Origin of the sequence: Bacillus sp. AFS031507, from assembly GCF_002584635.1 — a bacterium.
Classification (GTDB): domain Bacteria; phylum Bacillota; class Bacilli; order Bacillales; family Cytobacillaceae; genus Neobacillus.
The window spans coordinates 1-24,524 of the sequence record NZ_NUOW01000002.1 but is presented as its reverse complement, the minus strand read 5'-3'; the positions used below and the strand labels follow the sequence as shown (position 1 = coordinate 24,524).

At 38.6% G+C, this 24,524-nt stretch carries 20 protein-coding genes, 1 tRNA gene and 1 other annotated feature; of the genes, 13 read left to right on the top strand and 8 right to left on the bottom strand.

What is annotated here, in order from left to right; all coding sequences use genetic code 11:
- Positions 1–40: 40 nt before the first annotated feature.
- Positions 41–253: a binding site (T-box leader), on the bottom strand.
- Positions 254–540: 287 nt separating this feature from the next.
- Positions 541–1,836 (top strand): homoserine dehydrogenase, encoded by a 1,296-nt coding sequence (locus COE25_RS02090; protein ID WP_098930615.1) that lies wholly within the window; start codon positions 541–543, stop codon positions 1,834–1,836.
- 98 nt (positions 1,837–1,934) lie between these two features.
- Positions 1,935–2,852: a homoserine kinase gene (gene thrB, locus COE25_RS02085; protein ID WP_098930613.1), complete on the top strand. Its 918-nt coding sequence runs from the start codon at positions 1,935–1,937 to the stop codon at positions 2,850–2,852.
- Here the strand turns inward: thrB and COE25_RS02080 are convergent.
- Positions 2,845–5,394 carry a bifunctional diguanylate cyclase/phosphodiesterase gene (locus tag COE25_RS02080; protein ID WP_098930611.1) on the bottom strand — a complete coding sequence of 850 codons (2,550 nt, stop codon included), beginning with the start codon at positions 5,392–5,394 and terminating at the stop codon, positions 2,845–2,847. The genes thrB and COE25_RS02080 overlap by 8 nt on opposite strands.
- Positions 5,395–5,486: 92 nt before the next feature.
- The gene (locus tag COE25_RS31190; protein ID WP_179195935.1) at positions 5,487–5,630 is read right to left on the bottom strand and encodes a hypothetical protein; all 144 of its coding nucleotides are present in this window, start codon (positions 5,628–5,630) and stop codon (positions 5,487–5,489) included.
- A 187-nt stretch (positions 5,631–5,817) separates the two neighbouring features.
- Between COE25_RS31190 and COE25_RS02075 the strand changes: the two genes are divergently transcribed.
- The 10 genes from COE25_RS02075 to COE25_RS02030 all read left to right on the top strand — a co-directional run bounded on the left by COE25_RS02075 (position 5,818) and on the right by COE25_RS02030 (position 17,586).
- The gene (locus tag COE25_RS02075; protein ID WP_098930609.1) at positions 5,818–9,066 is read left to right on the top strand and encodes a winged helix-turn-helix domain-containing protein; all 3,249 of its coding nucleotides are present in this window, start codon (positions 5,818–5,820) and stop codon (positions 9,064–9,066) included.
- A gap of 155 nt (positions 9,067–9,221) precedes the next feature.
- Positions 9,222–10,403 (top strand): substrate-binding domain-containing protein, encoded by a 1,182-nt coding sequence (locus COE25_RS02070; RefSeq protein ID WP_088090552.1) that lies wholly within the window; start codon positions 9,222–9,224, stop codon positions 10,401–10,403.
- Between the two features lie 104 nt (positions 10,404–10,507).
- The gene (locus COE25_RS02065) at positions 10,508–11,281 is read left to right on the top strand and encodes an ABC transporter ATP-binding protein (RefSeq protein ID WP_098930607.1); all 774 of its coding nucleotides are present in this window, start codon (positions 10,508–10,510) and stop codon (positions 11,279–11,281) included.
- The gene (locus COE25_RS02060) at positions 11,259–11,966 is read left to right on the top strand and encodes an ABC transporter ATP-binding protein (protein WP_088089361.1); all 708 of its coding nucleotides are present in this window, start codon (positions 11,259–11,261) and stop codon (positions 11,964–11,966) included. Before COE25_RS02065 ends, COE25_RS02060 begins: the two co-directional genes overlap by 23 nt.
- 18 nt (positions 11,967–11,984) lie before the next feature.
- The gene (locus COE25_RS02055; protein WP_098930605.1) at positions 11,985–12,845 is read left to right on the top strand and encodes a branched-chain amino acid ABC transporter permease; all 861 of its coding nucleotides are present in this window, start codon (positions 11,985–11,987) and stop codon (positions 12,843–12,845) included.
- 31 nt (positions 12,846–12,876) lie between these two features.
- Positions 12,877–13,851 (top strand): branched-chain amino acid ABC transporter permease, encoded by a 975-nt coding sequence (locus tag COE25_RS02050; RefSeq protein ID WP_180247408.1) that lies wholly within the window; start codon positions 12,877–12,879, stop codon positions 13,849–13,851.
- Between the two features lie 12 nt (positions 13,852–13,863).
- Positions 13,864–14,043, top strand: a complete 180-nt coding sequence (locus COE25_RS02045; protein ID WP_088089358.1) for a hypothetical protein — start codon at positions 13,864–13,866, stop codon at positions 14,041–14,043.
- 18 nt (positions 14,044–14,061) lie between these two features.
- Positions 14,062–15,084, top strand: a complete 1,023-nt coding sequence (locus COE25_RS02040; protein ID WP_098930601.1) for a 3-oxoacyl-ACP synthase — start codon at positions 14,062–14,064, stop codon at positions 15,082–15,084.
- Positions 15,077–15,973 carry an intracellular short-chain-length polyhydroxyalkanoate depolymerase gene (gene phaZ / locus COE25_RS02035; RefSeq protein ID WP_088089356.1) on the top strand — a complete coding sequence of 299 codons (897 nt, stop codon included), beginning with the start codon at positions 15,077–15,079 and terminating at the stop codon, positions 15,971–15,973. The genes COE25_RS02040 and phaZ overlap by 8 nt, the downstream gene beginning before the upstream one ends.
- 113 nt (positions 15,974–16,086) lie before the next feature.
- The gene (locus tag COE25_RS02030) at positions 16,087–17,586 is read left to right on the top strand and encodes an acyl-CoA synthetase (RefSeq protein WP_098930599.1); all 1,500 of its coding nucleotides are present in this window, start codon (positions 16,087–16,089) and stop codon (positions 17,584–17,586) included.
- Positions 17,587–17,695: 109 nt separating this feature from the next.
- On the opposite strand, the gene COE25_RS02025 is transcribed toward COE25_RS02030, so the two are convergent.
- Positions 17,696–18,604, bottom strand: a complete 909-nt coding sequence (locus COE25_RS02025; protein ID WP_098930597.1) for a selenium metabolism-associated LysR family transcriptional regulator — start codon at positions 18,602–18,604, stop codon at positions 17,696–17,698.
- Between the two features lie 136 nt (positions 18,605–18,740).
- Complete coding sequence (locus COE25_RS02020) at positions 18,741–19,313, bottom strand: RBBP9/YdeN family alpha/beta hydrolase (protein WP_098930594.1); 573 nt, start codon at positions 19,311–19,313, stop codon at positions 18,741–18,743.
- A gap of 213 nt (positions 19,314–19,526) precedes the next feature.
- On the opposite strand from COE25_RS02020, the gene COE25_RS02015 reads away from it, so the two are divergent.
- Positions 19,527–20,867, top strand: a complete 1,341-nt coding sequence (locus tag COE25_RS02015) for a DEAD/DEAH box helicase (RefSeq protein WP_098931144.1) — start codon at positions 19,527–19,529, stop codon at positions 20,865–20,867.
- Between the two features lie 53 nt (positions 20,868–20,920).
- Here COE25_RS02015 and COE25_RS02010 read toward each other — a convergent pair whose 3' ends face one another.
- The 4 genes from COE25_RS02010 to COE25_RS01995 form a co-directional block, all read right to left on the bottom strand.
- The gene (locus COE25_RS02010) at positions 20,921–22,459 is read right to left on the bottom strand and encodes a solute symporter family protein (RefSeq protein ID WP_088089352.1); all 1,539 of its coding nucleotides are present in this window, start codon (positions 22,457–22,459) and stop codon (positions 20,921–20,923) included.
- The gene (locus COE25_RS02005; RefSeq protein WP_098930592.1) at positions 22,459–22,785 is read right to left on the bottom strand and encodes a DUF485 domain-containing protein; all 327 of its coding nucleotides are present in this window, start codon (positions 22,783–22,785) and stop codon (positions 22,459–22,461) included. Before COE25_RS02005 ends, COE25_RS02010 begins: the two co-directional genes overlap by 1 nt.
- A gap of 342 nt (positions 22,786–23,127) precedes the next feature.
- Positions 23,128–23,200, bottom strand: a tRNA-Ala gene (locus tag COE25_RS02000).
- An 81-nt stretch (positions 23,201–23,281) separates the two neighbouring features.
- Entirely contained in the window at positions 23,282–23,977 is a 696-nt protein-coding gene (locus COE25_RS01995) for an MgtC/SapB family protein (protein WP_098930590.1), read from the bottom strand.
- Positions 23,978–24,524 lie beyond the last annotated feature (547 nt).

The following is a 24,524-nucleotide window of genomic DNA, read 5'->3' as shown; positions in this document are numbered from 1 at the left end:
AATAAAAAACGTCCCTCATAACAGACAGAATTGTCTTGTTATGAGGGACGTGAATAAACGCGTGGTGCCACCCTCTTTTGCTGCAAAATAAAAGCAGCCTCAACAAGTTAACGGTTTCAACCGGGCACCGCCTACTAAAACTTTCGGCGGCCAGTTCAGAAGGGCTGGGCATCATAAGAAAACTGCACTGGTTCGCAGCAAGCACCAGCTCTCTGAAGCATTTTCTTAATACCGTCTTCGTCATCACTTTTCATTTATGGAAGATATCTAAAAGATTGAAATTTCGAAAAATAACTGAATATAGTGATTATTCTACAACCATACCTTCAATCTTGTAAAGGGATAAAAAAGAAAAAATATTTCAAATTTTTGTGAAAAATTTTGCTCAATAATAGTAATCCCTTTATAATACGGTAGTAAGCGGTTATATTGTAATTGCTAGAAACAAACCTATTGTAAAAAAATAAAGAGAATCATATAATGTCTACAACAGAGAAACAAATGTATGTCTTGAGTGGACAAAAAATGGGAGGGTAAAACATGAAAGCAATCTCGATTGGGTTATTGGGTTTAGGCACTGTAGGTTGTGGGGTAGTAAAAATTATTGAAAAAAATCAAGATAAATTAATCCACCAGGTGGGCTGCCCGGTTGTAATAAAAAAGATACTTGTCCAAGATGTACATAAAATTAGACCAGTTGAAATAGATGCTAAGGTTTTAACCTCAAACACGGAAGAAATCCTTTTCGATAAGGAAATTGATGTTGTAATCGAGGTAATGGGCGGAGTACAAGATACAAAAGATTATTTAATCACTGCTCTTCGTCAAGGTAAGCATGTTGTTACTGCGAATAAGGATCTAATGGCCTTGCATGGTTCGGAACTGTTAACCGTAGCTTCTGAACACGGCTGTGATTTGTTTTATGAGGCAAGTGTTGCCGGAGGTATCCCAATTCTGCGAGGATTAGTCGATGGGCTTGCCTCTGACCGAATTAAGCAGCTGATGGGAATTGTAAATGGAACAACCAATTATATATTAACCAAAATGAGCGACGAAGGCCGTTCCTATGAAGAGGTCCTCAAGGAAGCACAGGACCTTGGGTTTGCTGAAGCAGATCCTACCTCGGATGTAGAAGGACTAGATGCCGCCCGTAAAATGACAATCTTAGCGACATTAGGCTTTTCGATGCATATTGATTTGGAAGATGTTCAGGTATCCGGTATTTCGAAGGTAACCGATGAAGATTTGCGCTATGGAAAACAATTAGGATATACGATGAAACTAATTGGCTATGCCCATCGTGAAGGGGAAAAAGTCGAGGTAAGTGTGGCCCCTACTTTCTTATCAAATAATCATCCACTTGCTTCGGTACAAAATGAATACAATGCTGTTTACGTTTATGGTGAATCGGTTGGTGAAACTATGTTTTATGGACCAGGTGCTGGAAGCTTGCCAACTGCAACCGCAATTGTTTCGGACTTAGTCGCGGTAATCAAAAATCTAAGGCTTGGGGTAAATGGACGAAGTGCTGTGACACCTCAATATCCAAAGCAATTAAAAGATAATGGGGAGAAATACTCTAAATATTTCTTAAGGATTCATGTGAAAGATGAGGTTGGTGTTTTCGCTGATATCACCACCATCTTTGCAAAATATGGAGTCAGCTTTGAAAAGATCTTACAGCTGCCTGTTAAGAAAAACGAAACATCAGAAATTGTTTTAGTAACACATCGAGCATCATTAACTAATTATGATCAAATTTTACAAGAATTAAATGATCTCAAGGCAGTTAAGGAAATAAAAAGTGCGTATCGGGTAGTGAGGAAATCGTTATAAGCTGGCCAGGATTATTAGAAGAATATATACGAGTAAGCCAATCCCATTACCAAATGATGAAAAGGCAGTGACTGAACATATTCGAGGAGTTGTCTATAGTGACATTAAATGATCGTTTTACCATCAAAGTACCTGCAAGTACAGCAAATCTAGGTCCAGGCTTTGATTCAATGGGACTAGCTGTTGATTTGTATTTGACGTTAGAGGTGGAGGAGAGCCAAAAGTGGGATATTCGGTCTGCTTGTGAAGAATTGAAATCCCTCCCAACGGATGAGACCCATTTTATCTGTCAGATTGCTATTAAAACGGCATCTAACTATGGCATCGAATTACAGCCTTGCAAAATAAAAGTCGAAAGTGATATTCCGCTAGCACGTGGGCTTGGTTCAAGTGCTGCAGCGATAGTTGCGGGGATAGAACTAGCGGATACGGTAGGAAAGCTAGGACTAACCCAGCAAGAAAAGCTGCTAATCGCAACAGAGATTGAGGGTCATCCAGATAATGTGGGTGCTTCTCTTTTCGGTGGACTGGTCATCGGCTCATATAAACTAAACGAAGTAGATATACTAAGCTTTTCTAATATTACTTTTGAGATGGTAGCAGTTATTCCAGATGAGATCCTCTTAACAAAGGACTCACGCGGGGTGCTTCCAGCAGCTTTTTCCCGTGAAGAAGCCATTCAAGCTTCTTCTACTGCTAATCTTTTGGTAGCGGCCCTATTAACTCAAAACTGGGAGATGGCAGGGAAAATGATGGAGCAGGACCTTTTTCACCAACCGTACCGAAAACCATTGATTAACTTCTATCAAGAAATAGTAGATATCGCTAAATCAAATGGTGCATTCGGAGTGGCACTAAGCGGTGCAGGACCAACTGTTCTTTGTTTTACGGAGAAGGGAAAAGGAAACCAGCTCGCACAAGGAATCCAAAGTGCATTTTCAACTATGTCAGCGAAGATATTAAATATAGATTATAGAGGAAGCAGGGTTAATATGGTGGAGAGATTTATTAAATAATCTCTCCACTTTTATTTTGATCTTTTCGAAGGTATTGCTCAAACTCCTCTGTGTTTAACGGTTTGCTGAATAAATAGCCCTGCATTTGAATGCAATTTTTCGATAGTAAAAAATCTCTTTGATACTCTTTTTCGACACCCTCTGCGATTACATTGAGATGGAGACTTCGAGCAAGGTTAATAATCGCCTCTGGGATCTCTGAATTTGCATAATCTTCATGGATATCTTGAATGAATGATTTATCAATTTTCAAGGTATCGATTGGTAAATTTCTCAAATAGCTTAAGGAAGAATATCCTGTTCCAAAATCATCAATCGAAATAGCAATGCCCATGCTTCTAAGCAATTTAAGTGATTGAATAATTTCCGTTGAATTATTCAAGAGAATGCTTTCGGTAATTTCTATTTCAAAATTATTAGAACCCAATTGACTTTCTTTCAGAATCTCTGTGACATGTTTTACCATGCTAAAAGGTTCATGAAATTGATGGGCCGAGAAATTAACTGAAACTGAAATCGGGTTTGGACGGTTACGATTCCACTTGCACACCTGATGACAAGCTTCCTTCATAACAAATTCCCATAAAGGATGGATTAAGCCAATATCTTCAGCAATCGGAATAAACAGTTCGGGTGAGACAAATCCGAGTTCATCATCATTCCATCTTAATAGTGCCTCAGCTCCATAAATTTTACCGGAATCAACAGTAACCTTCGGTTGATAATAAACTTCTACCTTGCCATTTTCAATGGCCTTCCGTAACTTAGCTTCAAGTTTTGGTCTTTCAATGTTCGACTCTATTAAATTCTCGGTATAAACGATGACTTTGTTACCCCCTTGCTTTTTCGCAGAGTACATTGCAATGTCAGCATAAACAACGAGCGCTTCCATATTTTTTGTATGCTCTGGAAATAAGCTAATACCGCAGCTTGCACTGAGATAAATTTCGTTGCCATCTAATAGATAGGTTTTTTTAAGAGTATTGACAACTTTTTCTGCTGTAGCTTTTGTTGTTGAGAGGTCAAGATTCATTAGCAAAATAATAAATTCATCACCGCCTTGTCTAGTAATGATACTATTGTCACTAGGTAAACACGCAGTAATCCGCTCGGCAACGATTTTCAGTATTTCATCCCCTTTATTATGTCCAAAGGAGTCATTCACCTGTTTAAAACGATCCATATCAATGAATAAAACCGAAACCGTTTCACCGGTTTCTTTTGCGTGTTCGATAGTAGGTTTTAATTTTTCTGAAAAATATCTTCTGTTTGACAAACCAGTTAATGGATCATGATATGCCTGGTATTCAATTAATTCTTTGCTCTTATTCAAATCATTCACATAGTTCTGCAAATCATTTGATAAGGCATTCACATTTTCCGTAAGCAGGCCTAATTCATCTTTTCGTTTTAAGTGTAATTTATTATTAAAGTTACCTTGTGCAATTTCATTCACTTGCTCAACGATATAACCTATTGGCTGTGTAATGGAACGGGAAAAAATCAAACTGATAATAAATACGATAATCATAATAAAGAAGGAAAGTAAAATATGAACAAAAAGTTCATGAGTGAGTTCTTTCTCAATGAGCCCATAATTATAAACAAGGCCGATGACAAATGGTTCAGAGGGTGTGGAGAAAACCGGTACAAAGGTTTTCATTATATCTTTACCATTAAGATCATCCCTGTAGGATTGCACTTGTTTTGAATTTATCGCCTTTTTAATAAATTTTGCATCAACTTGATAGTTTTTATATCTATATGATCCGTACCATACTGGTTTGGCAGAAATACGAATATAACTATTACCGTTTAAAGTGACAACTTCTTTCTTTTTACCGAAGTTCTTTGGATTGAACACTGTCAATTCTAAGATGCCTCGTTCATTTGTAAAACCTTTTATTACTTCCCCAGGTCCAAATCGTCGTTCATACTCTAATACTTCATTGTCACGAAAATAAGGATTGATAATATAGTTGGTCGTGCCATCAAAATAATAGCCCCATTTATCCGTATGCTTGGGATTGGAAGAAGCAATCTCAATCGGCCCAGACCAAAAGTAAGGCAATGTTAAACCTTTTCCAACAGAAACAGGCGTTAACGCAAACAATTGGTGAAATGCATCATACCAATATCCCCATCCCTTGGTAGACATATTAATTTCCTTATGGTCTGATGACCGAACACCAATAATATCATCTGCAGTTTTCGCTAACAGGGTTATATGCGATACCCTTACTTCTTGGGCAAGTTTCTTTAGTTGCCCATTTGTAATATCTTGATAGTTAGGTGGCAGTGCATGTTTTATCGCTAACGATGCTGTCCTTAATTCTCTGGCAAGAATATCTTCAACATACAATGTGCCTTCTCTTATATTCTCAACTTGGAATGACACTTCTTGAGTGATCATTTCAATTTCTCTTTCATTAGTTTCGAGCAGCTGGTTTTTTGAACGAATATAATGAAAGGCATTATTGGTTAATAAAATCAAAAAAACCAACAAGCAAAAAATCAATGGCATCTTTTTTTTGATGGACAATGACGCAACACTCCAATTAAACTGTGACCCACCCATTTTTATAGGGGAGGAGTCACAGCTGTTTTGTTATAACTTCACTACCAAACAGGATTTTAACCTTTCAAACCTTCCAACCATTCTTTATAACATTCATCACAAAGTGATTCATTTCTTTCCTGGTTTGAGGATACAAATGAGACATAGTGCAACTGTCTTTCTTCAATCTCAGTGGTACAATAAAAACATTTTTCAGGCATAGAAATCCTCCTCTAGTTATACTTATTTCTATAGTTTTTTCCATTATTTATTTTTATTACATAGAAAAAATCCCCACTTATGTTTAAATTAACAATTGATTGTGTTTTCCTTCCTACTCGTACACTTATTACTCCCAATATGGTAAAATAGTGTAAATATTGCGAAAATGAAAAGGGGGCCGATCATTTGAATCTGCCGATCATTCAAACAAAGCTGCGCATTCCAGTTGTAAAAGATGACTTTATCAGAAGGGCTAAGCTCACTCAGAAAATGAAGAAAATCCCTGAATACCCTTTGACCCTTATTCATTCTGGGGCTGGTTTTGGGAAAAGTACGGCACTTGCTTTATTTATGAGGGATGAAAAAATTCCAGGCTGCTGGTACTCCATTTCATCGATCGATGATGATATCCTTCCTTTTCTCACCTATATCATCCATTCCATTCGTGGAATTACTCCTGACTTTGGAACCGAACTAGTTACATACATCGAATCAATGGATCGTTATATTCGCGATGAGGAATTAGGTGTTTTGTGTTCCCTGTTTATTAATGAAATCTTATTGATAAATGAAGAGATTACTTTAATCATCGATGACTTCCATCAAATTGAACATTCCTATGCCATCAATAGCTGGATTGAAAAATTACTTGAACACATTCCTGCCAATTTTCATTTAGTTATTTCAAGCCGGAGCTGTCCAGGATGGAAGCATCTGACGAAAATGAAGGTCTGTGGGCAATTATTAGAGATTACAAGAGATGACCTCGTCCTTACGATTGAAGAGATGGACCTGTTATTAACAGATCTTTACGGATTAGAAGTTGAATCCCAACACCTCCAAACCATCTACCAAATGACAGAAGGCTGGGTTATAGCTTTGTGCATGATTGCTACTCAGATTCCACTAAAGAATGATATATCTGAGCTTTTTGAACACTCTTCGCATTCCCTTCAAGACTTTTTTCAGTATTTAGTAATGGAAGTTTTTTCAAAGCAGCCCCTAATTATCCAGCAGTTTCTTGAACAAACTTCAATCTTTGAAGAGATGGAGGAAGAAATATGTGATGAGGTAATTGGGATTCATGGAGCCTCCAGTATGCTTGAACAGCTAAAAGACCGAAATTTATTTATCCAAAAGATTGGATTAACCCACTACCGTTATCATGCCTTATTTAAAGAGTTTCTCGAAAATGTTTTTCAAAAAAATAACCCGGGAAACTATGCTAGCCTCCACGAAAAATGTGCTCGTTTTTATGAGAAAAGGAAACTGTGGGAGGCAGCACTCCATCATTATAAAAAAATCAATCACTATCAAGCGATTGCTTCCATCTTACAAATACATGGCTTAAAAATGCTTGAAAGCGGAAAATTGGAAAGCTTATTTGATCAGTTAACGATGATTCCTAATTCGGATATGGATGTTTATTACCATCTTTGGTATTTAAAAGCAGAAGTCCATCGCTATCGTTCCCACTATACAGAGGCAGAGGATTGTTATAATCGGACCTATTCTATGGCAGAAAAAAGGCAAGATTATCTTGCAATGAGTAAGGCATTAGAAGGGAAAGCCCAAATTTATCTAGATACAATTCAGCCACAGCAAGCTGAAAGGATTTTATATGAGGCCATTACCTACCGAGAAAAAAGCAACGGTTCGGTTGAGGAAAAGGGTAAACTTTATCAATTGCTATCGGAGAATCTGCTAAACTCGGGTAAATCATCAGAGGCAGAAAAATGGATCAAAAAGACACAGGAATCGAAGTCTTCAAGTCCGGACGGAAATTTACAAGCAAGATTGTATTTAAGAACCGGGCGTTTTGATGAGGCGAAGAAATTGCTTTATCTGTTTCAAGAGGAAAAGAAAGGGGCTAAGGTTACGTCCCTGCCGCAAGCACACCGTGAAACCAATTTATTACTATCATTAATTGAAGCGTTTACGGGCGAGGGATTAAAGGCAAAAGAACTTGCTCAAGCGGGAATTCAGCAAGGAATAAGCCTAAAGGCCCCATTTGTTGAGGCTTGTGGCTGGATCCGCATGGGTCATTCCGTACAGATTCTAAATAAATATGAATTAAACTTAGCTGAAAACTGCTACCAGACTGCTTTAGAAATTATGGATCAATTGAATGTCGACAGAGGGAAAGCGGAACCACTAATGGGTCTCTGTATTTTATATGGAACGAGTGGAGAACTCCAACGGGCCTTAGATGCAGGCGAAAAAGCTCTTCAAGAGACAGAGAAAGTCCATGATGTCTGGCTTTCTGCTTTAATTACTCTTTGCATGGGGATCGCCTGTATTTATAACCAACGGCTGCCTAAGGCCCATCTATTTTTAGAAAAAGCCAATTCTTTATTCGAGCAATGTGAAGATTCATTTGGGCTAATGTTAAGCAATTTCTGGTTTTCCTATATTTTTTATTTACAGAAAGAAACAGATTTATTTATGAAAACGATGACTGAATTCTTACGTTCCGTCCAAGTTCACGATTTTGAATTCTTTTTTCAGAAGAGATCTGTATTTAGTCCAAAGGATTTGCAAGTGTTTGTACCTTTGTTAATTGAATGCAGGAAAGTGGAAATTCAAAAACCATATGTCGAGAAAATCCTTCGGGAAATGGGAGTGGCAATGTTTGATGCACATCCTGGTTATACAATTCGGGTTCAAACTCTTGGTCAGTTCAAACTATGGCTCGGTGAGAAGGAAGTTAGGGAGAAGGATTGGCAAAGAGAAAAAGCCAAGGAGTTGTTTCAGTTATTAATTACAGTAAGTGAATCGATTGCCAAGGATGAAATCATTCAGATCCTTTGGCCCTATCAAGATAAAAAAAGTGCGGACCGTGATTTTAAAGTGGCCTTAAATAGTCTGCAAAATGTGCTGGAACCATTACGGAAGGCGAGAGCTGCACCATTTTTTATAATAAGGGAAGGCCTGTTCTATGGGCTAAATCCGACTGCTGTGATTGAATTAGATACGACTCAATTTCAAACATGGATTCTAGAAGGATTACAAGAATCTGATCCTGATAAAGTCATTAACTTTTTAGAAAAGGGCTTGCAACTTTATCAAGGAGAATACTTACCTGACCGCCGTTATGATGATTGGTGTATTAACAAAAGAGAGAGCATGCTCGTTTATTTTTTACGAGGGGCCGAGAAAATGGCCCAGTTAATGGTTCGCAAGGAAAATTACGAGTCGGCTATATTCTGGTGTGAAAAAATCCTTGAACGCGACCGAACATGGGAAGAAGCGTATCGTTTGCTCCTGTATTGTTATTACCGGAAAAATAACCGTCCTCAAGCGATGAAATGGTATCAAAAATGTACAGAAGTATTAGAGGAAGAACTAGGAGTAACTCCGTTAGAACCGACCAAGCATATGTATCAGATGATCATTGAATCAGAAAAAGTCATACATCCAATGAAGCAGCCTTAATAAGAGGCTGCTTCCATTTTTGTAACTAGTTTGTAACTTTCATCTCCTATCATAAAATCAAAGCTTTGTCATTTTGATATTAAACATTTTAAGGGGGAAAAAGAGTGAAGGGTAAAAGAGGGAAATGGGCAATTTTAGGTTTACTTATTTTTGTGATGATGTTTGCCAGTGCATGCAGCTCAGATCAATCATCATCAGACTCGAAAGACAATGGTGGTTCGGAAAATAAAGATCCAATCAAAATTGGCGTGCTTGCCTCCAAAACTGGGGCTTTAGAAGCCTACGGAAAACAAACCTTAAGAGGCTTTGAGCTAGGCCTTGATTATGCAACCGAAGGTAAATTGGAGGTTGCTGGAAGAAAAATCGAATTCATTGTGGAAGATACAGAAACGAAGCCGGAAGTAGCCGTGCAAAAAGCAACAAAGCTGTTAGAGGAAGATAAGGTAGATTTCCTTGTTGGATCCTCCAGTTCTGCGGATACCTTGGCCGTCTTACCGCTCGCAGAAGAATATCAAAAGATCATGGTGGTTGAACCTGCAGCAGCTGATAGCATTACGGGTTCAGAGTTTAATAAGTATATGTTCCATTCAGCACGTAACTCTTCTCAAGATGCCGTAGCAGGTGCTGCCGCGATTGCAAAAAAAGGAGTGAAAATAGCAACACTTGCTCCGGATTATTCGTTTGGTCGTGATGGCGTTGCTGCCTTTAAAGAAGCGGCCCAAAAGCTGGGTGCTGAAATCGTGAAGGAAGAATATGCGGATCCAGCAGCGACAGATTTTACTTCTAATATTCAAAAAATCGTTGACGCAAAACCTGATTACTTATTTGTGGTATGGGCCGGAGCAAACTCCCCTTGGAAACAGTTGTCCGATATGAAGGTTCAAGAAAAAGGAATCAAAATTTCGACTGGGGCCCCGGATATTGCTGCTTTATCAACAATGGAGCCGTTGATTGGGATGGAAGGTTTTACTGTTTATTATCATGACCTGCCGAAAAATAAAATTAACGACTGGCTCGTAGCGGAACATAAGAAGAGATTTAACAACGAAGTTCCTGATTTATTTACCCCAGGGGGGATGAGTGCTGCTATTTCGATTGTAGAGGCATTGAAGAAAACGGAAGGTTCTGCAGATGCTGATAAATTAATCGAAACGATGGAAGGTATGAGCTTTGAAACACCGAAAGGAAAGATGACTTACCGACCAGAGGATCATCAGGCACTGCAAACCTTGTATGCAATTAAGCTAGAGAAGAAGGATGGTGTTCCATACCCGGTCCCAGTACTGATCAGGGAGCTATCTCCTGAAGAAACTGCACCGCCAATTCGCAATAAATAAGTTAAAGTCATCTCAACTGATAAAAAATGACGAGGGTTTGACCGACATAAATTGCTGGTCACCCTCTTCCTTATTTTACGCTAAGAACTTAGGTGGTGAAACGAATGTCTACACTTATTGAAACCGATGATTTATCAATTACGTTTGGCGGTCATACTGCAGTTGATTCCGTCAGTATTTCTGTTCCCGAAAAACACTTCAAATCAATTATTGGACCAAATGGGGCCGGGAAAACAACCTTTTTCAACCTGTTAAGCGGACAATTAACTCCTACTAAAGGAAAAATATATTATCGCGGCAAAGATATTACGAGATTTTCATCTACGAATCGAACCAGGGTGGGAATCGGCCGTTCTTTTCAAATCACTAATGTCTTTCCAAATCTAACAGTCTTAGAAAATGTCAGGTTAGCCGTTCAATCGCAAGCGGGAATTCGTTACCAAATGTTGTTCCACTATAAAAAGTACCGGGTATTTGAAGAAAAGGCTCTTGAGTGGCTGAAATTGGTCCTATTAGATGAAAAAAAGAATTCACTAGCAAGTAACCTCGCGCATGGGGAAAAGCGGAAGCTTGAGATTGCGATGCTGCTGGCTCTTGAAACTGAAGTACTTTTATTAGATGAGCCAACAGCGGGGATGTCGCTTGAAGAAGTTCCAGTGATATTAGAAGTTATTAAGAAAATAAAAGAACAGGCGAACCGGACGATTGTCCTGATTGAACACAAAATGGATCTGATTTTGGATCTATCGGATTCAGTGATGGTGTTATTTAATGGAAGACTGCTAGCAGACGGAACTCCGGAAGAAATCATGAAAAATGAAACCGTTCAGTCTGCCTATTTAGGAGGTCATTTTGATGAACGACCTGTTGAAGCTTGATAAAGTAGAGACGCATATTGGTCAATATCATATTCTACAAGGTGTTTCCTTTGAGGTGAAAAAAGGCGAAGTAACGGTCCTGCTTGGAAGAAATGGGGCAGGAAAAACGACGACATTACGGACCATTATGGGACTAAATCCAGCTTCGAAGGGAAGTATTGCTTTTAAAGGAGAATCAATACAAACACTTCCCACCTATACCATTGCTAAAAAGGGTATCGGCTATGTCCCCGAAGATCAAGGGATTTTTGCAGGTTTAACCGTAGAGGAAAATATGCGCGTGGCGATTCAGAAAGAAAATGAAGAAACGGCTAAAAGGATGGATTCGATTTTAGAGTTGTTTCCAGACTTGAAAAAGTTTTGGAAAAAACCAGGCGGCCTTTTAAGCGGCGGGCAAAAACAAATGCTTTCGATTGCCAGAGCCTATGTAAATGAAAACGAGCTCTTATTAATTGACGAGCCAAGTAAAGGCTTGGCCCCTATCGTGGTTGAGAAGGTGATGGAATCTATTTTACAAATGAAAGATCAAACCACCATTGTGTTAGTGGAACAAAATTTCATGATGGCAAGCACGATTGGTGATTGCTTTTACATTATCGATGATGGAAGAACTGTAAGTCAGGGAACAATGAAGCAATTAAAAGAAGATGAAGAAATGAAACGAAAATATTTAGGGATTGCGTAAGGAAGGGGGAATATCTTTGTGGAATTACTCATGAATTTAACCTTAAATGGCTTGGCAACAGGGATGCTGATTTTTTTATTAGCCTCCGGTTTAACCCTCATTTTCGGTTTGATGGACGTGCTGAATTTTGCCCATGGCGGGTTATTTGCCTGGGGAGCTTATAGTGGACTTTGGATTTACTCGAAAACAGGCAGCTTTATGATTGGAATTATTGGCGCCATCCTAACAGGATTCTTGTTAGGGATTATTACCGAAAAGTGGATCATTAAACCGGTGTATGGAAATCATGTCCAGCAAATATTAATTACTCTTGGTTTAATGCTGGTTTTATCCGAAATGCTGAAAGTCATTTGGGGTCCTAATCAAATAACCGCATCGCCCCCCGATTATTTAAAAGGAAGCTGGGAGCTTGGCGGCGTCATTATTATTAAGTATCGAGTCTTTATCATTTTTGTGGGATTTCTCATTTTTACCGGTGTTCAATTTTTACTCAAAAAGACCAAAATTGGTCTAGTGGTCCGAGCTGGCGTCATGAATAAAGAAATGGTTCAGGCGCTTGGAATCAACATTCAAAGGGTATTTATGTTTGTGTTTATGATTGGTGCCGGAATGGCTGCTCTAGGTGGTGTCCTCCTTGGACCATATTCGGGGGTAATCCATGCGGGTATGGGAATGGAGTTTGCCATTTTAGCGTTCATTGTTGTCGTCATTGGTGGGATGGGCAATTTTAAGGGCTCCGTTTTAGCCGCCATCTTAGTAGGGCTTTCCGGTTCTTTTATGGCCTATTATGTCCCGGACCTCTCACTGGCAGTTAATATGCTCCTAATGGCAATTGTTCTTATTATTCGGCCGCAGGGTTTATTTGGAACGAAGGGGTGAAAATACATTGAGGTTTATTCAAGGGAATAGAATGACAGCGATCTTTTTAGTCGTTGCCGCTTTTCTGCTGCTATTACCTTTTGTTTATGAATCTAGAAACCTATTGATTCTGTTAACACAAGTGTTTGTGTTTTCAATTTTTGCGATGAGCTATGACCTCTTATTGGGCTTTACGGGAATCGTCTCCTTTGGGCATGCCATGTTTTTTGGAATTGGAGCTTATTCAATGGGTATTTTTATGAAACGATTTGAACCAACGCTTATTTTCTTCTTACTGGCAGTCTTAACAACAATTGTGCTTACAGCTGTGGTCAGCTTCATTGTTGGGTTGCTTACACTACGTTTGAAAAGCCATTTTTACGCTATGCTAACACTATCTTTATCTGGCCTTTTCCTCGTTCTAGCGGAAAAGTGGCGGACCTTGACCTATGGAAATGATGGGTTCACTTTTCGGGTCCCAGAATTGTTTATAGACCGAACTAATTTTTATCTCCTCAGTCTTATTGTTATGGTTGCCGTTTTTCTCATCCTGAAGCGATTTACCAATTCACCGTTGGGACGCGTGTTGCAGGCAATTAGGGAAAATGAGCAGAGAACGGAATCATTAGGGTATCATGTTCTTCATTATAAAATTGCCGCAAGTGTTGTATCTGGAGTACTGGCGGGTGTTGCAGGGATTTTATATGCGATTTCGCTCCGATTTGTGAATACAAGTGTGTTCTCAATGGATATCACCTTAGATGCCTTATTAATGACGATCATTGGCGGGGTTGGAACATTACTTGGGGCTATTATCGGGGCAGGATTAATTGAATTTGCTCATGATTGGCTGACAGAATTAGCGAAAGAGCATTGGATTTTTGAGCGTTGGATAATCTTCTTCGGGATAATTTATATCTTGGTGGTTATGTTTTTCCCACGTGGAATTGTTGGTACGTTAAGTACGCTTTCATGGAAAAGAAAAAAACAACGATCCGCAAAAAAAGAGGGGAAACTGGCGGGATAGAGGGAGGAAGGAATGGAGTTAAATCAAATTGCTTCTTTTGTTGTTCGGTTTCAGTTGGCCGCTTTTGAGAAGGAAACAGGCGAGAAACAATGGAGAATAAAAGTTACCCATGTTCAAGAGGACAGAGAAACATTATTTGAATCGATTGAAGAAGCGCTGATTTTTATGAAGGCAATGGCGGAAAAAGCATAGAGAGGTAGGTGATTAGGTTTGCAAATTGGGATCCTGAGCACGGGCATTTATTTGCCTGAAGAATTTTTGACTGGAAAAGAGATTGCAGAAATGGCCGATATCCCTGTTTCAGTTGTTGAAGAAAAAATGGGCATAAAGAAAAAGTATATCCCAGGACCAGAAGACCATACGTGTGAAATGGGGATCGTCGCTGCAAAACAAGCTATTGCTAAAGCTGGAATCGATCCAATGGAGATTGACCTGGTTATTTATATTGGTGAGGAACATAAGGAATACCCTCTGTGGACCGCTGGTATTAAACTTCAAGAAGCAGTTGGAGCTTTGAATGCATGGGCATTTGATGTTGCCTTGAGATGCGGGACAACTGTCATGGCATTAAAAGTAGCAAAATCTATGATGATTGCTGTTCCAGGTATTCAAACGGTTCTTCTTGCAGGTGGGTATCGGAATGTGGATTTCATTGATTACGACAATCCAAGGACCCGTTTCATGTTTAATCTCGGTGCTGGGGGTGGAGCGATCCTGTTAAAAAAAGGGCATAACGAAAACCTATTAATGGAAACAGATATAATCACTGATGGTTCTTTTTCAGACGACGTCGTCGTTGTTTCCGGAGGGACCAAGAACCCCATTACAAAAGAGGCTATTGCTCAGCGGCTTAATAAGCTCGATGTTCTTGATCCAGAAGGTATGAAGGAGCGCCTCGAACAGAAATCAATGAATAATTTTCTAAAGGTTATTCGTGAATCTTTAAGGAAAAGTGGGTTTAGCGAGAAGGATATTTCTTATCTTGGTATCCTTCACATGAAAAAGTCCGCACATGAATATGTTTTAAAAGAACTGGGTTTGTCCGAAGAACAGTCTATTTATTTAGAAGATTATGGTCATATCGGGCAAATTGATCAGATATTGTCCTTGGAGTTGGCCTTATCAGATGGAAAAGTTAAAGAAGGCGATGTTGTCGTTTTAGTTAGTGCTGGAATTGGCTATGCGTGGGGAGCAACTACAATTAAATGGGGGAAGGTTGATCTGGATGGTTAATGTGACACTTAAGGAAGTTAAACTTGCTAATGATGAAACTCTTACCTATCGGGAGAGGGATGGAGGAGAAATAAAAGTTTTGTTAATCCACGGAAATATGACTTCTTCGAAGCACTGGGATTTGGTGCTTGAGAATTTGGATGCCAAATATAAACTATATGCGGTTGACTTACGAGGATTTGGCGGTTCAACCTATAACAATCTAGTGATGTCTATAAAAGATTTTTCAGATGATGTAAAGCTGTTTGTTGATGAAATAGGCTTAAAGGATTTTGCGGTTGTTGGTTGGTCAACCGGTGGTGCGGTTGCCATGCAGTTTGTGGCGGATTACCCTGGGTACGCAAACAAACTTATTTTATTAGCATCTGAATCCACCCGTGGCTATCCATTTGACGGGAAATTAAATGAAAATGATGAGCCGCGGAGATTTGCGTTACATGAAGAGATCAAAAGGGATGTTACGAAAACAATACCTGTCCAAACCGCTTATGACACGAATAACACTGAATTATTGAAGCTCATTTGGAACGCTGTTATCTATACTCACAATCAGCCTGCACCTGAACTTTATGATGCGTATGTTCAAGATATGAGAACCCAGCGGAACTTAGCTGAGGTGCATCATTCCAATAACACGTTTAATATCAGCCACCATCATAATGGACTTGTTGAAGGAAATGGGAAAGTGGATGATATTACGGTACCAGTACTGGTGCTAAGCGGAGATCGTGATTTTGTGGTAACTGGAGACATGACGAAGGAATTACTGGAGGACCTAGGGGAAAAAGCTAGGTTTATTGAGTTAAAGAATTGTGGTCACTCCCCATTGATGGATGATCTTCCACAGCTAGTAAACGCAATTACACAATTTATAGATAGTGATGTTTAAGAAAAATGTGTCGATAACCATTCATATTCGATAATAGAGTCTGATTATGTAACTCCCTTGTAACCGGAAATAAGTAAGATAGTTGCATCTAGTAGTGAAGGAGCGATTATTCGGTGAGGTGGGAACTGGATTGGCTTAATAATAGAGCAAGATTATCTCCGGAAAAGGATGCAATTATAGATGAAAAAACAAACCAAGCTTGGACGTTTAAAGAAGTAAATGAACGTGCAAAGTCTGTAGCAAGCTGGCTCCTGTCCCAAGGTGTTAGAAAGGGCGATCGGGTTGCCCTTTTATCACCTAATGATATTAGCTATTTTGATTTATTATTTGCCTGTGGAAAAATGGGAGCCATCTTGGTTCCTCTGAATTGGCGATTATCTCAGCATGAGATCAGCGAAATATTGCAGGATTGTACACCCGTGTTAATTGGAATCCATCAGCAATTTGAGACGATCTACGAACAATTAACCAACGTTTGCCCGAATTCCTTTTTAATTAGAGCAGAAAATTATCTTGAAATTTCTTCGTATCCAATTAGAGATAGTTTTACAGAAGATATCATTGAAACCGACCCGTTGGCGATGATTTATACAGGGGGAACAACCGGTAAACCTAAGGGTGTAGTGTTAAGTCATCAGTCAATCTTATGGAATGGAATGAACACAATAATAAGTTGGAGCTTAACAGCTGAGGATGTTACGGTAAATTATTTACCGATGTTTCATACGGGTGGAATAAATGCGCTTAGTATCCCTGTCCTTATGATTGGTGGAACTGTTGTTATAGGCGATCAATTTACCGGACAAAAGGCAGTGGAATCCATCAATCGTCATCGCTGTACGATTATTCTCTTGGTGCCTACCATGTATCATTTACTCATTCAAACCGATGACTTTCAAGGCAGCGATTTTCCGACAATGAAAATCTTTTTATCAGGTGCCGCGCCCTGTCCTTTACAAATATATGAGGCTTTTCAAAAAAAGGGGTTAGCCTTTAAAGAGGGGTATGGGCTAACGGAAGCAGGGCCGAATAATTTTTATATTAGCCCGGAAGATGCCCGTATAAAACGTGGGTCTGTCGGTAAACCGATGCTGTTTAATTCGATAAAATTAGTAAAGCCAGATGGTCGAAAAGCAAAAAACAATGAGGTTGGTGAACTATTAATTAAAGGGAAACATGCCTTTTCGTTTTATTGGAATAATGAACAAGCAACATCGGAAACGTTGATGGAGGGCTGGATTCATACAGGGGATTTAGCCAAAACGGATGAAGAAGGCTTCTATTATATTGTCGGCCGGAAGAAAGATATGATTATCACAGGCGGAGAGAATGTATATCCGCTTGAAATAGAGCAATGGCTCGCGGAACTCCCAGACATAGATGAGGTCGCAGTCCTCGGATTGCCGGATAAAAAATGGGGCGAAATTGTAACCGCCTTTATTGTGTTAAAAGACTCTTCAACTGTAGGAGAGGAAGAATTGAGACCTTATTGCGAGCATAAATTAGGTCGATACAAAATTCCAAAGCGATTCATTTTCTTAGAAGAACTGCCAAAAACCCATGTGGGAAAAATAGATAAAAAGAAATTAAAGGAAATGAGCACGATCATTTAAAGGGAGAACAAACCGTTCTCCCTTTTTTCGTGGTGTTAGATACGAGGGGGAAGATTGTATTAAAATGATCCTCAAACCATAAACACAACAAAGTGGGTTGAGAACTTTCTTAGTCCAATTTATGTGGGTCCCCGTTAACCAAATCCAAGGCACCTTCAATAAATAATTTTGATAGGAGTGATTGCGTTTTATTAATGTTGTAAACAAGATAAAAATATCTTTCGTCATCAAAGCCATTTATATCATGCATCTTAAGCATATTTTTAGAGGAATATTCGCTTGCAGCAATTTCAGATATAATCGAAATGCCAATATCTTGGAGGACAAATTGCATTAAACTCTGACCGCTTTCTGTATAAGCAATGATATTTAATTTGTCCTTATGAATCTTCATTTTCTTAAGGAAACGTTCCAAAAGAGCATTCGTTCCTGAGCTAGAATTACGCATCACAAATGGATAATCTAAAACCTCCTCGATTTTGACAGGTCCCACAATCTCGTTTTGGTTCGATGTAATTAATACTAGCTTTTCTTTTAATAAAGGAATATAGTGAAGTTTGTCGTTTTCGTATTTATCACCCAATATCCCAATATCAACAGATCCATTTAAAACCTTTTCGGCCACAATTTTTGAGGAAGATTGATTGATATGAAACGTCGCTTCAGGATACTGTACTCTAAATTGCTTGACCATTCGCGGAACCATAAATTGCCCAGGAACAGAGCTCGCTGCGATCCTTATCATTCCACGGAGGTCTGTCATCCCCTCTTTTAGGTCAAGCAATGCTTGGTCCTTAATGAGCAAAAGCTTGAGTGCCCACTGATATAAGCGTTCCCCTTGAGGTGTAAGAATACTTTCTCTTCCGACACGATCAAAAAGATTCATATTTAACATCTTTTCTAATGCTTGGATGTGAGAGCTAACGGTTGATTGACTTAAAAAAATATCATCTGCTGCTTTTGAAAAGCTTTTGTGTTCAACCACTTTTGTAAAAACATACAACTGATGCAAATCCAAATGTATTTCCTCCTTGAAATATTTATATTATCGATTAATTGTGATTGATAAAACAGATAAAATTAATTTATATAATGGCTTAGAATGGAAGAAACGTCAATAAAAAGAAGGAGTGATGTCTCACTCCTTCTTTTTATCAATATTGAACAATTTCTTTATGAGAAAGACATAAATCTAAGATCCATGGCCATTCCCCATGTCCTGACTTCGTATTAATATGACCAGCATTTGGTATGGTAACGGAAGGTAGCCCGAGATTTAAATAGTTTTTTGAATCGTCCAGACTGCAATAGGGATCATTGGATGAATGGACAAATAATGTTTCCGCAGATGTTCGCATTAAATGGTTTCCATCCAGCGGTACCGGATAGAAGGATTTCGCTTCAGTGAGAATATGTGATGGAGATGGCGGTGCAACGAGTATAACTTGTTTGGCAATTTGTTTGTTTAGAGTAGAGGCATAATGAAGCCAAAGCAAGCATCCTAGACTGTGTGTGATAATCGTTAAGTTATTTTCCTCAGGAATCGTCTTTATCGTAGCGGACAGTTCCTCCAACCAGACTTTCTTATTAGGTAAATCAAAGTTAGAGAAAGTTGGGTAACAAACATGATGTTTCCTTTGTGTTAATTCTTGAGCCAGCCATGTTTGCCAATGATCAGGTCCGCTCCCGCCTAGGCCATGCATGATGAGAAAACTGTTTTGGTTCATATTATATTCTCCACCTCCAAAGTTTACTATTCCGATGAAATAAGTTGGTTTTATATTGTGATACAAAAATTATAGTTGTTTTAAAAGAAAAAGGCAACTGATGTCTGAACATTTATATATTTTTTTGAATAACGGCAGGAAAAGTATATTTGCAATTGGAATGATAAACAATCAAAATAAATGGATAGGTTAAAAATGAAAGTAGGGGTTTTTTTGTCAGATTTTTTAAAATTGGGTATTTCAGAAACATTAGTGAATAAATTACGCGGCCACGGTATAGCAAAACCGACACCGATTCAAGAACAAGCGATTCCATTTGTGATGAATGGTAACGATATAATTGCACAGGCGCAAACGGGAACAGGGAAGACGTTTGCTTTTATTCTACCAATCCTTGAAAAAATTAATTATGAAGCAGAACAGGTTCAAGCGCTTATCGTGACTCCAACTAGAGAATTAGCACTGCAAATTACAGATGAATTTGAAAAATTGATAGCAGGCATTAACGGTTTAGATGTCCTGGCAGTCTATGGCGGGCAGGATGTCGATAAACAGTTAAAAAAATTAAAGAGGGGAATGCAAATTGTTGTTGGGACTCCTGGCCGACTTTTAGATCATATTAGAAGAGAAACCATCCGTTTATCGGAAATATCTTTCCTTGTTTTAGACGAAGCAGACCAAATGCTCCATATAGGCTTTCTTAATGAAGTGGAGGATATTATCAGAGAAACTCCAGCAAGCAGGCAAACGATGCTGTTTTCAGCAACGATGCCGCCTGAAATTCGCAAACTAGCAAAAAAGCATATGCGTGATCCTGAATATATTCAAGTAGAAAAAACACAAGGTCCGGCTGAAAATGTTAAGCAGATTGCGATTCATACAACGGATCGTGCTAAACAAGCCACGCTTATTCAATTAGTGGAAACTTATCGTCCCTATTTAGCGGTAGTTTTTTGTCGGACGAAACGAAGAGTAAGTAAACTTTTTGATGTCCTGAAAGCAAACGGCTTTTCTTGCGATGAATTGCATGGTGATTTGTCTCAAGCGAAGAGAGAACGAGTGATGAAGCGTTTTAGGGATGCCGAAGTGCAATTGTTAATTGCTACAGATGTGGCTGCGAGAGGACTAGATGTTGAAGGCGTCACGCATGTATTTAATTATGATATCCCTGAAGATGCTGACAGTTATGTTCATCGAATTGGCCGAACAGGCAGAGCTGGAATGACAGGTCTTGCAATTACCTTTTATTCTTCGGCGGACAGGTCTATGCTTGACACGATTGAACAAGAGTTAAACATCATCATTCCAAAACAAAATATGAGTAATAGCGAAGAGAAATCCGAAACAGAAGACGTTAAAAAAGAACGTAATACAGTTCATAAAGATAAACGTGGAATGAGTAAAGCAAGAACAAGCACATCACGAAATCGAAACGATACAGGTAGAAGGGAAAATAGGTCTGGAGGAAGAGGCAACTCTGAAAGAAGGTCCCAAACCGTTACGTCAGGAAGAAACAGTACGAAAACAGGTTCAGGAAGAAAAGGACCAAGATAATATACATTTTTAAAACAAATGGGACTGAAAATGATTCAGTCCCATTCGCTTATTTAACTACCAATTCTAATGCCAGTATTCGATTTAACCAGTACTTCCTCATATCTTTTTACATCGGCTTTTTGGCTTGAGAAAATAGTTCCAAGATAGCCCGCAATAAATCCGAGTGGAATAGAAACAATTCCTGGAGTTGTATACGGGAACCAAGGCTCACCTACAAAAATAGCTTTTCCAACTTCAGGGCTGAAAACATTCGGGCTGACTAGCACCAAGCCGATTGCTGAAATAAGCCCAACCACCATAGCCCAAACGGCACCGGTTGTATTAAAGCGTTTCCAGTAAATTGTATACAGAATAACAGGTAAATTTGCACTCGCTGCGACGGCAAAGGCAAGTGAAACTAAGAAGGCGACATTAAGAGTTTGTGCACCTAAGGCAAGTATAATAGATATGACAGAAACTCCAACTGCTGCCCAGCGTGCCATACCCACTTGCTGCTTTTCTGTTGCTTTTCCCTTTTTAAGGATAACGTTATAGAAATCATGGGCAAACGCTGAGGCAGCTGTCAGAACAAGGCCAGCAACAACAGCTAGAATAGTTGCAAAAGCGACTGCTGAAATAAAAGCAAATAACATATTTCCACCAAGAGCTTGGGCTAAAAGCGGAGCAGCCATATTCCCTGCCGGATTAGCTGCAACAATTGTACTGTTACCTACAAAAGCTGCCGCACCGAAGCCAAGAAAAATGGTCATAACGTAAAAAATCCCAATGATCCATGTGGCATATACAACTGAGGAACGAGCTGTTTTTGCATCCTTTACCGTAAAGAACCGAACAAGAATATGGGGCAGACCTGCTGTTCCTAGGACTAATCCCATGTTTAAGGAAATCGTATCAAGACCAATTTTGTATTTTACGCCAGGATTTAGGAAAGTGTCCTTTAATGGTGTTGCAGTTTTCATTTGCGCAAACATATCGGTAATACTCCAGTTAAATTTGGCAAAAACAATAATAGAAATGACTAAGGTACCACCCATTAATAGAACGGCTTTAATGATTTGGACCCAGCTTGTTGCATGCATTCCTCCAAAAATAACATATACAGTCATTAGTACGCCAACAATTAAAACGGATGTGGTATATTCTAAGCCTAATAATAATTTGATAAGTGCACCTGCACCAACTAGCTGAGCAATCATGTAAAAAATCGAAATGGTTACCGTGTTCATTGCGGCAAAACCACGCACTTTTTTTGCATCAAATCTTGCAGCAATCATATCTGCAAAGGTATATTTTCCGAGGTTTCTTAGAGGTTCAGCGACCAAATAAAGTACAACAAGATAGGCAACTAGGAAACCAATGCTATAAAAGAAGCCATCAAATCCCGTTAAGGCGACTGCCCCAGCAATTCCAAGGAAGGATGCAGCGGACATATAATCCCCAGCGATGGCAAGTCCATTTTGCCAGCCAGTAAGACCTCCGCCAGCCGTGTAGAACTCACTTGCATTTTTCGTCCGTTTTGAAGCGTAGTATGTAATCACTAACGTGACAAAAACGATACATAGAAACATAGTAAATGCAGCTGTATTCATTAGTTAGTCCCCCTTTCTTGGATGACTTTATTAGCTAATTCATCAAATCTTGCTGCTTTTTTCGAGTAAAGCATACATAAAACCCATGTCATGACAAATTGTAAAAAAGCAAAGACCCATGCCCATGTTATACTTCCGATAAACTTATGATTTAACACTGTCGAATAGGAAGTTAATACAGGCAATGCAAAATAAAAACAAAAAAAGAATATGGTGATTGGTACGATGAATTTTTTCTTTTCGGAGAGTAATTTTTGAAATGATGATGATTGAACAATTGCAGAGTAATCGCTTTCGGAATTAACCTTAGTTTTTTTTGCCTCCAATGGAAGTTCCCCCTCTCATTTAAAAACCCTTTGTTCAAATCTGAGGTCAAATAAAGATAATGCTGATTGGTCAATTGTTGAGGAAAAATAGATCGTGGCGGAATTATACTGGAAGAAATTAATTTTTTTACAATTCACTCCTTTAAATACAGATTTTTCTAAATTTTTAAATTACATTTTCGATTTTATTATATTGAGAAGAGAATTTGCAATAGGAAATTTTAAAAAAAGGTAAAAATACCCATGGAATATTTATTAGGAGAAATAATGGAGAGGGTTGGATGTTATTGTGTAAATCAGAGAAATAAAAAAAACCCTTGCAGCGCAAAGGTTTTCGAAATATGGAGAATAGGGGGCTCGAACCCCTGACCTCTTGCATGCCATGCAAGCGCTCTCCCAGCTGAGCTAATCCCCCAGTTTATTGGTACAAGAAAAATTATATCTGTATTGCTATTATCTTGCAAGAGAAAATTTTGGATTTACATAAATTTTTTTTCTAGCCAATACTTTCGATTTCAACTTTCTGAACACTTTCTAAATTCGATACAGAGGAATACACATCGGTTGTCTTTTCACGGTAATCCACTGCAACTAAGATTTGAACAAGATGGTCCCCGTTGTCTAAATCTTTAATCTTGAGTCTACGAACAATATAATTTTTTTCTAATAAGAAAGAAATCGCTTTATCAATTTGATTTTGATCTCTAATAAACAAGTGCAACATGACTTCTTTTTCCCGTAATTGTTTCGGACCAATGATCTTCATTAAAAATGGAACAAATTCCACACTAATTATAAGTAGCGCAACACCAACAAATGCCTCTATGAAAAAACCAGCACCGACAGCTATGCCAATTCCTGCGGCTCCCCATATCATGGCAGCAGTAGTTAATCCTGAAATACTATCATTGCCCCGTCTTAGGATAACCCCCGCACCTAAGAAACCAATTCCTGAAACAATCTGTGCTGCTAAGCGAAGAGGGTCCATTGTAATTTTAACATTATCCGAATTGGGAAACATATACGCCGATTCAATCGATACAATTGTCAGCAAACAACTCACAACCGAGATAACCAGACTTGTCTTAAGTCCAACTGGTTTCCTTTTTAATTCTCGTTCTAGGCCGATAATAAGGCCAAAAATAGCAGAAACACCTAACTTAATTAAAATATGGATATCGATACTACTCATCTCAGGTTCACGTCCAATTACACAGTCTGTTGACTGAAGTTTTGTTTGTTGTGGTGGTAGAAAATATAGAGCATTGGAAAAATTAAAGGTTTTCCTATGTTGATTCTACACATAATCGAGTATCTAATGGAAGAACAAGTGGGAACTTATATTTTTATGATTATGGAAATTGTTTACTATTTATCAATAACTGTCTATTTATTATATGATAAGAAGGATCAAAAAAGGCTATAACAATTAGTTTTACATTTCCCTGTTTTTTATATGGTCCTTACTTTAGTAATAAGAATGAGCTTTTCAAAAAAACTTTTAAAATTATATTGCAAACATTAATTTATCATGTTATATTAAATCTCGTCCTCATCGAGAGAGTTAACAAACGGAAAAAGTATTTGAAAAAGTTGTTGACATTAAGATGTTGGGTGTGTTAAATTAATAAAGTCGCTTACGAGCGATAGAGAAAATTGATCTTTGAAAACTAAACAAACAAAATCGTGCAAACAAACAAAATTTTTAGTTTCAATTACGAAACTAAGCCAACGTAACA

Bases quoted from the DNA above. Each gene is read 5' to 3' on its own strand.
- COE25_RS01995 (WP_098930590.1), bottom strand. From the start codon at position 23,977: ATGAGTAGTATCGATATCCATATTTTAATTAAGTTAGGTGTTTCTGCT.
- COE25_RS31190 (WP_179195935.1), bottom strand. From the start codon at position 5,630: ATGCCTGAAAAATGTTTTTATTGTACCACTGAGATTGAAGAAAGACAG.
- COE25_RS02050 (WP_180247408.1), top strand. From the start codon at position 12,877: ATGACAGCGATCTTTTTAGTCGTTGCCGCTTTTCTGCTGCTATTACCT.
- COE25_RS02045 (WP_088089358.1), top strand. From the start codon at position 13,864: ATGGAGTTAAATCAAATTGCTTCTTTTGTTGTTCGGTTTCAGTTGGCC.
- COE25_RS02060 (WP_088089361.1), top strand. From the start codon at position 11,259: ATGAACGACCTGTTGAAGCTTGATAAAGTAGAGACGCATATTGGTCAA.
- COE25_RS02010 (WP_088089352.1), bottom strand. From the start codon at position 22,459: ATGAATACAGCTGCATTTACTATGTTTCTATGTATCGTTTTTGTCACG.
- COE25_RS02065 (WP_098930607.1), top strand. From the start codon at position 10,508: ATGTCTACACTTATTGAAACCGATGATTTATCAATTACGTTTGGCGGT.
- COE25_RS02020 (WP_098930594.1), bottom strand. From the start codon at position 19,313: ATGAACCAAAACAGTTTTCTCATCATGCATGGCCTAGGCGGGAGCGGA.
- COE25_RS02090 (WP_098930615.1), top strand. From the start codon at position 541: ATGAAAGCAATCTCGATTGGGTTATTGGGTTTAGGCACTGTAGGTTGT.
- phaZ (WP_088089356.1), top strand. From the start codon at position 15,077: ATGGTTAATGTGACACTTAAGGAAGTTAAACTTGCTAATGATGAAACT.
- COE25_RS02070 (WP_088090552.1), top strand. From the start codon at position 9,222: ATGATGTTTGCCAGTGCATGCAGCTCAGATCAATCATCATCAGACTCG.